Source organism: Mycoplasma haliaeeti (assembly GCF_048284645.1).
In the GTDB taxonomy this organism is placed as follows: Bacteria; Bacillota_I; Bacilli_A; order Mycoplasmatales; family Metamycoplasmataceae; genus Mycoplasmopsis.
The window spans coordinates 24,515-37,875 of sequence record NZ_JBLWAB010000007.1 but is presented as its reverse complement, the minus strand read 5'-3'; the positions used below and the strand labels follow the sequence as shown (position 1 = coordinate 37,875).

12 protein-coding genes are annotated in these 13,361 nt (G+C 30.0%); 3 read left to right on the top strand and 9 right to left on the bottom strand.

Annotated elements, in window-relative coordinates:
* Positions 1-183 precede the first annotated feature (183 nt).
* Genes ACNQ2T_RS02350 through ACNQ2T_RS02340 form a run of 3 tightly spaced genes read left to right on the top strand, consistent with a single transcriptional unit; the run spans position 184 to position 2,511 of the window.
* Positions 184-1,083 carry a hypothetical protein gene (locus ACNQ2T_RS02350; protein WP_418035888.1) on the top strand — a complete coding sequence of 300 codons (900 nt, stop codon included), beginning with the start codon at positions 184-186 and terminating at the stop codon, positions 1,081-1,083.
* Positions 1,062-2,021: a hypothetical protein gene (locus ACNQ2T_RS02345; protein WP_418035887.1), complete on the top strand. Its 960-nt coding sequence runs from the start codon at positions 1,062-1,064 to the stop codon at positions 2,019-2,021. The genes ACNQ2T_RS02350 and ACNQ2T_RS02345 overlap by 22 nt, the downstream gene beginning before the upstream one ends.
* Positions 2,008-2,511: a hypothetical protein gene (locus ACNQ2T_RS02340; protein WP_416755738.1), complete on the top strand. Its 504-nt coding sequence runs from the start codon at positions 2,008-2,010 to the stop codon at positions 2,509-2,511. Before ACNQ2T_RS02345 ends, ACNQ2T_RS02340 begins: the two co-directional genes overlap by 14 nt.
* 70 nt (positions 2,512-2,581) lie before the next feature.
* Here the strand turns inward: ACNQ2T_RS02340 and ACNQ2T_RS02335 are convergent, their stop codons facing one another.
* From ACNQ2T_RS02335 to ACNQ2T_RS02295, 9 genes are all read right to left on the bottom strand, one after another.
* Positions 2,582-3,025 (bottom strand): NUDIX domain-containing protein, encoded by a 444-nt coding sequence (locus ACNQ2T_RS02335; protein WP_416742003.1) that lies wholly within the window; start codon positions 3,023-3,025, stop codon positions 2,582-2,584.
* Positions 3,025-4,161 (bottom strand): methionine adenosyltransferase, encoded by a 1,137-nt coding sequence (gene metK / locus ACNQ2T_RS02330; RefSeq protein ID WP_416742002.1) that lies wholly within the window; start codon positions 4,159-4,161, stop codon positions 3,025-3,027. The genes ACNQ2T_RS02335 and metK overlap by 1 nt, the downstream gene beginning before the upstream one ends.
* 145 nt (positions 4,162-4,306) lie before the next feature.
* Entirely contained in the window at positions 4,307-5,065 is a 759-nt protein-coding gene (locus ACNQ2T_RS02325) for a hypothetical protein (RefSeq protein WP_418035886.1), read from the bottom strand.
* Positions 5,066-5,122: 57 nt separating this feature from the next.
* Positions 5,123-6,775 (bottom strand): hypothetical protein, encoded by a 1,653-nt coding sequence (locus tag ACNQ2T_RS02320; RefSeq protein WP_418035885.1) that lies wholly within the window; start codon positions 6,773-6,775, stop codon positions 5,123-5,125.
* Positions 6,776-6,859: 84 nt separating this feature from the next.
* A complete protein-coding gene (gene glyA / locus ACNQ2T_RS02315; protein WP_418035884.1) occupies positions 6,860-8,122 on the bottom strand; it encodes a serine hydroxymethyltransferase in 1,263 nt (420 codons plus the stop codon).
* On the bottom strand, positions 8,123-10,336 hold the full coding sequence (locus ACNQ2T_RS02310; RefSeq protein ID WP_418035883.1) for a phenylalanine--tRNA ligase subunit beta: 2,214 nt from the start codon (positions 10,334-10,336) through the stop codon (positions 8,123-8,125).
* A complete protein-coding gene (locus ACNQ2T_RS02305; RefSeq protein WP_418019680.1) occupies positions 10,336-11,001 on the bottom strand; it encodes a uracil-DNA glycosylase in 666 nt (221 codons plus the stop codon). The genes ACNQ2T_RS02310 and ACNQ2T_RS02305 overlap by 1 nt, the downstream gene beginning before the upstream one ends.
* Positions 10,991-11,947 carry a phenylalanine--tRNA ligase subunit alpha gene (gene pheS / locus ACNQ2T_RS02300; RefSeq protein ID WP_418035882.1) on the bottom strand — a complete coding sequence of 319 codons (957 nt, stop codon included), beginning with the start codon at positions 11,945-11,947 and terminating at the stop codon, positions 10,991-10,993. The genes ACNQ2T_RS02305 and pheS overlap by 11 nt, the downstream gene beginning before the upstream one ends.
* Positions 11,947-13,170 carry a replication-associated recombination protein A gene (locus ACNQ2T_RS02295; RefSeq protein ID WP_418006135.1) on the bottom strand — a complete coding sequence of 408 codons (1,224 nt, stop codon included), beginning with the start codon at positions 13,168-13,170 and terminating at the stop codon, positions 11,947-11,949. Before ACNQ2T_RS02295 ends, pheS begins: the two co-directional genes overlap by 1 nt.
* Between the last annotated feature and the right edge of the window lie 191 nt (positions 13,171-13,361).

Here is a 13,361-nt window from a genome sequence, read left to right as displayed (position 1 = left end):
CAAGGGTAATAAGTGTAATTTTCAAATGCAAATTATGAGCATATTTTTCCATATTATTGTTTTTTTAAAGCTTACTTATAGAGCTTAATGTCAATTTATGGAAATTTCGTTTAGTTTTTAGATATTGGCCAATACCTCACTATATAAGAATATAATTATATTGTGAGAAAAATATATAAGAAATTGAAGCTATCAAAAAATACCATTATACATGGCAGTTATGCATTATATTTACAAAATAAATTAAATAGAGACTTCCATGATATTGATATACTCATTAGTAGTAGTCATAATATAATCGATCAAAATATTGCTGCTTATAATTTTATTATTAAAAACAATATATTAGTTAAAAAGACAAACGAATTCATATCAACAGGAAATTTTCGAATCAAAAATAAGACTTATGATATTGATATTATGCAATATAAAAATATTTCAGAAGATATGATCATTTATTATGATGGTGTTCCGGTTTTAGATGCATTATACATAACTACATTTAAGATAAATCAAATATTTACTAATTATATTAAATTTAGTTCAAATAAAATTCCGATAAATAAAGCACAGCAAGTATTTTATGATGTTGACTATCTTTTAAATTATTTTGATAATACTGAAATTGTAAAAGTCTTAACAAAATGTATGCTAATAAATTTACCATATGACCTATACCTCTATGAATTAAATCCTTACACCCTTGTATTTAAATACAATTTTATAAAAGGCATACTTCGCATTACTAATACTGTAAGGCTAGATGAATTTATACAAAATTTAGTACAAAATGCAAGCTTTCTAAAAAACCTGTATCTTATTAATGATATTTATTTTAGTTTTAGAGCATTTTATAATTTCCTTAAGGACAAAAAATTTCCCAACGTATTATTTTATGGAACACTTATAATGATTGCAGATAAGGATGTATTTCAAAACATTATTTTAATTTTTATAGAATTTTTTAACATAAAGGAATTTGATAAAATTGCCTATTTTAAAAACAACAATTATGTTATTGATATGAATGAATTTGTTAAATTAATTCAAAAGGAGATATTATGCAACAGCAAATTATTTTAAATATTTTAAATGGAACACAAGTAGCTACATCGGTATTATCTAATAATGTAATACAAAATGAAAAGTCAATGATAAATGAAAAAAATATTTCTGATTTGACTGAAGATGAGAAAATAAAAATTCTTTTATTATGTGATTTTTTATCAAAAATTGATAAAAGAGAACTCAATTTAACTGAAAAGCAATTTGCAAATTTAATAAAAGAGATTAAGAATAAAGTTAATTATAATCTTGTAAAAAAATCACTGCACACTCGTAAATACTACTATGCTGGCAGAGCATTAGAAAAGTCAGATATACAGTTTTTAGGTCAATTGCTCGACATGTTAAATAGATACTTTTTTGAAGTGTATGGTGGAAATGGCCTAATTCAAGAAGATAACAGCAAGAACTTATTTGATTCTACAGTAGCATTTGTCTTATCATTTATATCTACTGTAGGGGCTATAATCGGTGATATTGCATCACTAGGTACAATATCAATATTCACAACATTATCAATTGGTTCTCTCATTCTATCAACCAAGGATATAATTAAGCAGGTAGAACTAGCACAAAAGAGTGGGCAGATTATCGAAAATACACCAGCGAAAAAAAGAATAATGAGCCGGATTAAAGCAAAAGGTAATGAATTAGGTACTATTTACAAAAAAATACTAAATAATGATTCAAAGACAGTTGAACAGTTAAAAGCACAAAATGAAGCTTTAGAAGAATTATATGATTTCTTGAGAAACACTCAGGAAATGTTGAAATTTAGTAATATGAGCACAAAAAAGATTGATGGGTACTTTAAATTCTTAGAGGCTTGTATTAAAAACAATATGGATTATATTGGAGTTCTAGAAGGCTGAAAAAGTCCTGAAGAACTTCAAGATAATAATTGTTCTGCTTGAATATATAATCCAATTTTAGGAGAAATGTATGACCCTTACTAGTTATCAAGATATCGTTTTTAAAATTAAGAGATTTAAAAGAATATATATGCCATATTTCTTAGCATTAATTGCCTTAAGTGCTCTTTGAACAGCATTTGTTATTTGGTGAATTGTCATAACCATAAATGCTTGTGTTATTCAAAATATAAGCTTTTGAGAAGTACCTAATGAATCTAGAATTATCTATACTGTAGTAGCCATATCACTTGTTATCAACATAATTCATTTAGCTTTTATGTTTAGATATGGAAATCAAATCAGTAATTCATTATCTAGATATCCTGAATTTATTGCATACTATTTAAATTCACTTAAATGATATGAACTATTTGGAACAAAATACATTGTTAGACTAGGCTTGAAGCGCAAAGGTATGAAAATTCTTAAGCATCTTAGAAAGCAATATAAAACTAATAAACCTACTATCGAAGACTTAGAAAGTCAAGTGCTAGAAAAAAATCTTTATATTGTCAAAGATGTAGAGATCTAAATGGCTCATTATTAATATTGGCATTAAGTTGCATATTGTAAAGCAAATAAAAATGCAGTTACTGGCTGCATTATTTTTTAATTCTTTTTGGTTTTGAAATATTTAAAGATAGATATTTATCATAAGCATCAAGTAAAAATTGCTTTGGTGCTAGATTATTTAATTTTTTATAGGCCTTTTTTACTGAGAAGTATTTCGCTCTCTTTGATTCACCTTTTACATGATGTGGAACTTCTACATCTTGCGTATAGGCTAAAAAGTATGTTACTTCTTTATCGTTTCCAGTTTCTTTTACTACATAGTTATCAACGTAAGATACATCTGAAATAATTTGGAAATTCTTAATAGTTGTTTCTTCCATTACTTCACGGTGTGCAGTTTCAACTGGGGTTTCATCACCTTCAATGTGGCCTTTAGGAAACACTCAAATATCATTTAATTGTTTAACTAAAAGCACTTTAGTTCCGAAACGAAATCTTCTAAAAATTATGGCCCCACAGGATTTCTCTAACATTATTTATTTAACTCTTTCACTTTCTTTTGTAATTCTTCAACTTTATTTAATTGTTCTCAAGGAAGGTTTAGATCACTTCTTCCAAAGTGTCCAAAATATGATGTTTGAAGGAAGATTGGTTTTCTTAAACCTAAAGCATCAATTATTCCTTTTGGTGTAAGGTTGAATATTTCACTTACAGCTTGTTCAATTACATCTTCTGGTACTGTATTTGTTCCAAAAGTATCAAGCATAATTGAAACAGGTTTAGCAACCCCGATTGCGTAAGCGATTTGAATTTCAGCTCTTTTAGCTAGTCCAGCTGCAACAATATTTTTTGCAATCCATCTAGCTGCATATGCTGCTGAACGATCTACTTTGGTTGAATCTTTTCCACTAAAAGCTCCACCTCCATGACGTGCAGCTCCACCATATGTATCAACTATGATTTTTCTTCCAGTTAATCCAGTATCTCCAATTGGTCCACCAATTACGAAGTTACCTGTTGGATTAATTAGAATATTTTTTGGTGCTGCTAAATTATATTGTTCCATTACAGGAAGAATAATATGATTCTTAATGTATGACTTAAATTCAGCTTCATCATAGTTTTTAGCATGTTGAATACTCATTAATACAGTATCTACAAAAACATGATTTGGATCAGTGTAGTCTAATGTAACTTGAGATTTCATGTCTGCTTTAGCATTCTTGAATTCTAGGCTAGTTCTAAGTTTTTCAGCTCTGCGAACTAAAGCGTGTGCTAATGTAATACCAAGTGGCATATATTCAGGTGTTTCATCTGTAGCATATCCAAACATAATTCCTTGGTCACCAGCTCCAATTTCATCACCTAATTCAACTCCCATAGCGATATCTTCGCTTTGACGTTTAATATCAGTTATAAAGCTGGTTTCATTTGTATAGTAACCTAATTGTTTTAAAATGTTTTTAGCAATTTCAATTACATCAACATCAGCATTTGATTTAACTTCTCCAGCAATAAAGATATTGTGACCTGAAGCCATGCATTCTACTGCTACTTTTGAATCTGGATCTAGAGATAAATAAGCATCTAAGATTGCATCTGATAATTGATCGCAAACCTTATCTGGGTGTCCTCTTCCAACTGATTCACTACTAAATAATTTTCTCATATTACTCCTTTTGTAAATGGTTATAAAAACAAGGATTACCCTTGTTTAGAAATAGTAAATAAATTATAAAAGAAAACTAGTTTTTTAGAAATCTTATTTTAAGCTAGTCTTCTTTTTTTAGTGCTATCTGATAGCACTAAAGGTATTATCTTTTTTTAGAAATAAAATTCTTATCGTTTCTTTCAAGTAAGTTAAGTAATTTAGCTACAAAGTCAGTTTCCTCAACCGTACGTTCTTCAATAAGAATTTGGCTATAATCAATGAAGGTATCAAATAAGAGTTTTCCTTCAATATATTCGGGCTTATGTTTGCTATTAGCCAGCTTTTCCAAGTTACATGTTTCGTAAGCTAAAGTAGTTTTACGATTAAAGAAATGAATTTTATTTGTTTTAACTTTAGCTGGAAATTCTTTTTTAGATTCACAATCTTTTAAGTATTCATAAAAAGTTTTTGCTTCTGGATTTTCAACTAAGTTTCAAGCATTCATTTCTTTATTTCAAGCATAAATTTCACGATAAATTGTTCAAATTAATAGTCCTGTAAAGAAAACATCAAGTAATCATAATACTACAGCTACTCCAGTTTGTGTAATTTTTGCTATTTGATCATTATTTTTGTTAACTTCTTGAAAGATTTGAGCCACAAAAATAAAAGCAATTGGGGTATATGCAACTGTTAATGATGCAATAATAACTGTAATTATGGTAAAGATAACAAATCTCATCTTTCAATATTTGTATAAGTTTTGGTTTAAAATCACTCTTTGTAACATCTTTTCATTATTGTGTAGATGTAAACGATTGATTTTAACATGGTTAATAAATTTCGCTTGTGCTAGCACTAAGACTATAAAAGCCAGAAATGGTAGTAGTCCGATAACTCAAATGGCTGCTATTGGGATCATAATTCCTCCTAAAATAAAAAAACTCATTATTTGTAAATAATGAGTTAATTATACTATTTATTCTTGCTCTGTTAAACTTTTTAATTGTTCTATTTCTTTAATTGAAGGAATAATTTTACGATATGAGTGTCCAATTTTACCATCACTAAAGGCTATAGGAGTTACTATATTTGCATCATAAATAATTGCAACTTGTTCTTCTTGTGATTGGAAAATATTTAACACTGGATCACTTGCCCAAGAAGCATCTGAACTATCTTGAAATACCATTTTATATTGTGAGCCTGTTAATTGGTTTAATGCAGTTAAAATATTATTAACTTTATCAGCTTGTCCATAATTAATTTCAGTTAATCCTAAAATATCAAATCCACCGGCTGCAATTACTTTAGCAATTGACATGTATTTAAATTCTGGGACAGTTTCTACACCATAATTAAGAATATTTCAGTGACCAATTCTAATTACATTTTTTCCTTTAGCATATTTTTCAATTGCACTATTAGTTTTAATGTCAAATTTAGCTTCTATATCAGTAAATACTGGAGCATGATCAGAAAGTCCAGATCTTAGTGGATTTCTTTTTGCATTCTTGTTATATCCTGCTAGCTCTTTATCTTCTTCTGCTAAAATGTGATCATTAAATGCCTTTAAGATATCAATTTTAAATTGCATATCTGGAGTGTTAGCTGTTGTTAAAAATTTCAATTTGTCTTTATTCACATTTTTGAAAAACATTTTGTCATATGGTTGTGAATAAGGATTTTTAGTTGTTCCTAGCGAAGTATAATATGCCAAGGCATCATGTGAATTAGTTAATTTTGATACAGTTGGTGTATATTTATCGCCAAAGTTCTCTTGCAATGTAAAGTTTTTATCTTCGATGTTTGTATCACCACCAAAAATAATATTACTATTGCTACTAATAGTTGCAAAATCATCCATTACATTAGGTAAGGCAAGAAATTCACTGAATTCTTGTGCCCCCATAATTGCATGACCATGATATTTTGCTTTAAAATCAGGGTCCTTAGTTGAAATTGAGCTTTCTGAATATCCTTTTTTATCTTTATTACCAGGTGAGTCTAAATGTCCAAAGATAGTTGTAAATTTAATGTCTTGATCATTTAACTTAAATTGTGCTCCAAATGGTGGACGTACGTATGCTGTCTTATATGGAGATGAAATAATAAATTCAGCACTATTGGCATCTGGTTGTGTTGAAGGTTTTGGTTCTATTCCGTTGTCAGTTTCATCATTATTGTCTGATGTATTATCATCATTAGCCTTTTCATCCATTTTTGCAATTTGAGCTTCTAGTTCTTTGATGTGTTGACTATAAGTTTCATTCTCTGCATCCTTAATTCGTAATTCCTCTTGCAGATTAGTAATTTGTGCTTGTAATTGGGCAATTTGAGCATCTTTATCACTAGTGTCAGACGCTTTTTTACTTTCTAATTCAGCCACTGTTTTTTGAGCACTTTGTAATTGCTTATTAATGATGTCTTTTTCTTTCTTTAAAGCATCAAATTTAACTTTTAGATCATTAGCCTTTTGAATTAATTTATCTTTTTCCTTTATTTTTAAGGTTAATTCATCAATTTTAGCTTGCTTTTTATCACCATCTGGTAAACAACTGGCAGCCACAGTTGGGACAGCTATTATTGAACCAATAGCTAAGGTTAAAAATGTTCATTTGCTTCTTCTCATATCTTTATTGTATCCTAGATAGATATATAGGACAGAAAATAGCAGAAAAAATGTGGAAATAACTTTTTATTTCCACATAGCATTTTATAAATATGATTTTTTAATTGGGAATTCTTGAGTAAGAGCAATAACTTGAGCTTTCAATTGAGCTAATTTTTCTTCTCCTTCAGGAGAGTTTAAAAAGTCTAAATTTCTAAGTGAATAATCAATAATATCACATAATTCTTGTCACTTAGTAAAGCCTCTACTTGTCATAGCAGCTGTTCCAAGTCTTATTCCACTTCCAAGAGTAGGTGAAAGTGTGTCAAATGGAATAGTATTTTTATTAATTGTTATATTAATCTTTTCAAGTAATGTTTCAGCTTGCTTACCATTAATGTTGTATGTTTCAAGTACATTAACCATAAATAAGTGGTTATCTGTTCCTCCAGATACAATTACTGCTCCTTTATCCTTAAAGGCTTGGCAGAATGTTTGTGCATTAGCAATTATATCAGCAGCATATTGTTTAAACATAGGTTGCATTGCTTCATAAAAAGCTACAGCTTTTCCTGCAATAGCATGGAATAAAGGACCACCTTGGTAGCCTGGGAATACTCAACGATCTACCTTTTTAGCAATCTCTTCATCATTGGTCATGATAATACCTCCACGTCCACCACGTAGGGTTTTATGTGTTGTAGAAGTAATAATGTCAGCATATCCAACTGGTGAAGGATGTAATCCTGCAGCAATTAATCCAGCTATATGAGCAATATCAGCCATTAATTTAGCTCCACATTTGTCAGCAATTTCTCTAAATTTAGCAAAATCTACTGTTCTAGAGTAAGCTGAATAACCACAAATAATTAAATCAGGTTTTTCAATTAAAGATTGTTGTAAGATTGCATCATAATCTAATAACCCATCTTTAGATAACTCGTAAGAAACTGAGTTATAAAAGATCCCACTAAAGCTAATTTTATAACCGTGTGTTAAGTGTCCTCCACAGTTAAGGGCTAGCCCCATAATTTTTCCACCAGAAGGTACTACTGAAGCAATTGCAGCAGCGTTAGCTACAGATCCTGAATATGGTTGCACATTAGCATATTTAACCCCAAAAATAGCCTTTAAACGATCGATAGCAGCTTGTTCAACTATATCAACATTTTCACAGCTACCATAGTATCTTCTACCAGGGTACCCTTCTCCATATTTATTTGTTAGCACTGATCCTTGAGCTTTAAGGACATCTTCTGAAACATAGTTTTCAGAAGCGATTAGTTCAATATGATCTTGTTGACGTGCAAGTTCATTGTTAATTGCATCTTGCACAACTTTGTCATGTAATTCTAAATTCTTATACATCTATTCTCCTTTTTTATTGAATTTGGCATCAATAAGTGAAATTATTTGTTCAGTTCCTACAAAACGAACTGTTGTATTAACTTTGTCACCTTTTTGGAATTGATCAATGACTTTAACTGTTTGTAGTTCATTTGCAGCATTATCGATTTGATTGATAAAGTCAAGTGCAGGTGAAACATAATCATTTGCATCTAATTCAAAGGTAATATCAAGTGTTTTTAAAGGTTCTAAGTTAATTGCTTGGAATTTTAGTTCTGAGCTTTGTTCATTAAACATAGAAGTTAAAATTTCAGCATATAAAGTTCCATTTGTAGTGTCATATTTAGGGTGAATTTTTCCAATTCATCCTACCATTTGGTCATGGAAGATAATTTCAGCTGAAGCATTTGGATGAATCATTTCATTATCTGCTAATGGAACAAATTTTAAGTCTTTTCCAGTTATGTTAATTAAATCAAGTTGCATTTGTCTAAATGATTTAGTGCTGCTTGCAATTCCATATACCATTACGTTGTTATTAATCATTCCTTTTTCAAAGATATTAATATCATTCATCTTACGTTTTAAGTTGTATTCAACTACTCCAGTAAGTGAAGTTACAATTGAGTTTCTAACTACTTCACGTTCTTTAGATACGTAAGTTTGTAAAACTTGGTTAGTTGTAAAGTTGAATGGATTAAAGAGTGCTTTTTCATGTGATACTAAAGTAAATGTTCTAACTTCTGAATATCCTTGAGCCACAAAGTTAGCTGGGGTAGGATTAGCTTTCATAGTTTTAAGAGGTACGCTTGGTAAAATTTCTTCTCCGATACCATCATATGAATAGAAACGTAAAATTTCTTCAATGACATCTTCCATTACATTAACATCATATCTATATTCAGGAATTGTAATCTTGCTTAAATCACTAGTTAACTTAAATCCTAAATTAGCTAGAGCTTGGTAAGCAAATTCTAAACGCTTAGCATCTAGTTTTCCTCCATAAGCAGCTAATTTATCTTGTTCAAATTTAATCGTTTTAGCATTATTTTGAGGTTCATTAGCAAACTGATTTTTACTTGGTTGCTTTAATAAAGCTTGTGCTAAAGAATTCATTCCTTGATATGCTAAATGCTTTGTAATAGGTCTAGAAGCTTGAGCACCAGCAGGATTTGAAGTCTTAATTTCTCTTAAGGTATGTCTAATTTCACTAGGTACAAAGGCTGCAACTTCAAATAAGAAGTTCTTTGTTTGCTCACTAATTTGGTATTGGCTTAGGACGCTAACACCTGCAAGTGAAATTAAATCATTATTAGCATAAATAGCTAATACATCTTTAACTGAGATTTCTTTATCATCAATTGTGACATTGCCTGAGAATTTTTTAGCACTTAAAGTAGCTTGAGTTGGCAATTTATCTAAATCATAAACTTGAGCAGGAGTTCCTGCCATTAGAAGTAACATATTAGCTACATTATTAGCTCAAGATTGATTAGTATCAAAACCATGTTTAGCTAGTAACATTTTATCAACTAAATCAACACTAGCTTGTGATACAGTAACTAGAAGATAAAATGCATCATTAATTGCTTTGTTATTAAGGTCTAATTTTAAATCACATACAAGTTCGCTAGCTTTAATTGTTGTATTCATTAATTGATAATTTACTTCAGCGCCATAATATGCAGCAAGCTCACGAGCTAGTACAAAATAACTATTAGCATCATTACGGTTAGCTGTAATTGAAATTTCAATTAGATAGTCATCTAGTCCTAATTTTTCAATTGGATCATCATTTAATGAAGCAAAGCTTGGATCAAAAGTAACAATTTGGTCTTTTTGGCTTAATAATTTTCAATCATAACCAATTTCACTTCAAGCTCCAAACATACCTTGTGAAGGTAATCCTTTTAATTCTACTTCACTAAAAGTGAAATCACCTTTACTTGCTCCAACTGGGAAACAAATTGTTAAATCTCCAGGTTTTAGGATACGGTTATTAGTTTGAATTGTATATTGACCTGATTTAGTTTTGACTTCAACTACATCTAAACGATCGCTATTTGGATTAGGCTTTACTGAGATAACTTCACAGAATTGTAAACCTTTAACATTACTAAAAGGTTTAACTTCTTCAACCTCAAATCCAATGCTATTTAAGGTCTTTTCTACATCACTTGCAGAAAGTTTAACTCCCTTAAGTAATGAATTTAAATGATTTAATGAAATTAACATTATGCCTCCTTATTAGTATCTCAATTAATTGCTGTGATACCTTTTTCTATTAATTTATCGTTGATTTCTTTAAAAATATGTGAGTTTTCAAAACCTTTTTTATAGCTAAATGGGCTTGGATGTGAGGTTATAATTAAGTTACTTGCTGCAATTGGTAAATCTGCAACAAATCTAGCTGCTTGCTTACCAAGAGCCACTATAATGACATCAGGATTTTGTCTAACTACTTGTAATAAAACTTCATGAGTGAATTTTTCTCATCCAAAAGTAGCGTGTGAATTAGCACTTCCTTCTGAAACTGTTAGCACTGTATTAAGTAATAAAACTCCTTGTTTAGCTCATGAAACTAATGAAGTATTATCTAATTTAGCATTTGGATAATCTTTTTTAATTTCAGTAAAAATGTTTCTTAAAGAAGGAGTTAACTTTCCATTACCAGTTGAAAAAGCTAAACCATCTGCATATCCAACAGTATGATATGGGTCTTGACCTAAAAGGACAACTTTTGTTTCATGCACTTGAAAGAAATCAAATGCGTGAAACATATCCATTTGGTGTGGTAAAACTTGAGCTTCTTTTTCAGCTACTTCTAATTTATTAATGATTATTTCAAAATAAGGTTTCTTACCTTCAGCTTGTAAAATATTTAAAAAACTATCTTTCATGTCTAAATTGCTCCATTATTCTTAAATCATTTCTATATAAGTCTCTAATATCATTAAATCCATATTTAATCATTGTAATTCTTTCGATTCCAAGACCAGCAGCTAGTCCATTAAATTCTGGATCAAAGCCAGCCATTGCTAAAACATTTGGATGTAGCATTCCAGCTCCTAAAATTTCAATTCATCTACCTTTGTAAAGCACATCAACTTCAACACTTGGTTCAGTAAATGGGAAGTAGCTTGGTCTAAGTCTAATTTCAACTTGTTCTTCAAGCACATATGAAAGTAAATCTTTTAGTGTTCAAATTAGGTTTCCAAAAGAAATCCCTTTTCCTACTGAAACAATATCAACTTGAGTAAATTGGTGTGAGTGAGTTGCATCATCTTCATCATTACGATATACTTTTCCAATTGCAAAGGTTGAAAATACTTTATTTGGATTTTCAGCTAAAACTTTAGCTGTAATTCCGGTGTTATGTGTTCTAAGTAATGTAGTTGGATTGAAGTATAAAGAATCATGCATAGCTCTAGCAGGGTGATCGCTTGGAATGTTTAATCTTTCAAAGTTAAATAGATCAGTAACAATTTCACCTTCTTCTTGTTGATAGTAACCATGTTGGTAAAATCATTCTTTTAATCTGTTTTCAACGATTGTAATTGGATGTAAACTAGCTGGTTTACTTAAAGGTGCAGTTACATCAATAAACTCAGAATTAACTTTAGCTTGAATTTCTAATTCTTTAATTCTATTTTCAGCTTGTTCAAAGAAGTTATTGTATGCTGTTTTAAGTTGATTAATTTTAGCTCCAAGTTCTTTTTTCATTTCTACAGGTGCAGCTTTTAATTCATTTTGCAACTGTGCTATTTCACCTGAAACACCAAAGGCTTTAGCTTTAGCTTGTTTTAAGTCTTCTAATGTATTTATAGTTTCTAATTTAAGCTCCATTATAGCTCCTTATTTTTTTTAATTAAATTTCAATATTTTTCTATATTTAATTCATTTGAATTTTGTTGAGGTCAATAAAACTGCATGTTTTTAATTTCATTAGGTAGATATTGTTGGTCTACATAATTATTGGCATAATCATGTGGATATTTATAATCATTTCCATCCCCTAATTTAGCTGCTGATGCATAGTGAGCATCTCTCAAATGCTTAGGAATTTCATAAACTCCTCCAGAAGCAATCAATTGTTCTACCTGGCTAATAGCTAAATATGATGCATTGCTTTTAGGTGCTAATGCTAGATCTAAAATGGCAAAGCCAATTGGTAGACGTCCTTCTGGCATCCCTAAACGTTCAAAACTTCTAATAGCTTCTGCCACCCTAAGTGAAACATTAGGTGCAGCAAGTCCAACATCTTCATATGCCACACAAAGCATTCTTCTAAATAATCCATCTAGATCACCTGATTGTAAAATCAGCATTCCTCAATATAAGGCAGCATCTGGATCGCTACCTCTTAAAGATTTATGAAATGCAGATAAATTATTATAATGAGCACTTGAATCTAAATCTGAATAAAAGTTCACATTTGGCACAACTGTTTTAATCACTTCATCAGTTACTTCTTGTCCTTCATCAACACAGTTAGCTAGCATTTGTAAATTATTAATGCTAGAACGCAAGTCACCAGCTGACAAACGTGCTAGTGCCAGTAATTGAACACGCGATACTTTTAATCCTGGATAAGTGGATGTAACAATTTGTTCCAGTTTATTGACAATATCTACTTCAGAGATCTTATTGAATTGTAAAATTTGCATTCTGCTGCGTACTGCTGGTACAACCTTAAAATAAGGATTCTCAGTAGTGGTTGCATATACAATTATCTTGTCAAATTCAACATATGATAATAAGATATCTTGTTTGTCTTTATTTAATCGATGAATTTCATCAATAATAATGCATTGATTGTTTTCTAAAATATTTACAAGTTTAGATTTTGAGTCAACTGAAGCATTAAAATAATCATATTTTAAGCCCAGATCATTTGCTAGCGCTATTGCAGTAGATGTTTTTCCTGTCCCAGCTTCTCCAAAGAATAAGAAGCTGCTTGTAATTTTATTTGCAACTACTTTTTTTAATAATTTTATGATATTTTGTTGGCCAACAATATCATTTAACGTCTGTGGTCTTAGGGCGTTTGCTAAGTTTTGACTCTTCATATAAAACCTCATTTAATTAAATATAAATATTTAATTCAATTATACAACACTATATATTTTTATGCTTTCTAAAAAGATTAATATCAGTTAGGCATAAAGTAGCTTGTATGTTCCTTATTTGACTAAATAAGCTGCTTGTTAATCAAAAAATATCTGGCATACAGTTCCAGATATTTTTTGATTAAAATTAC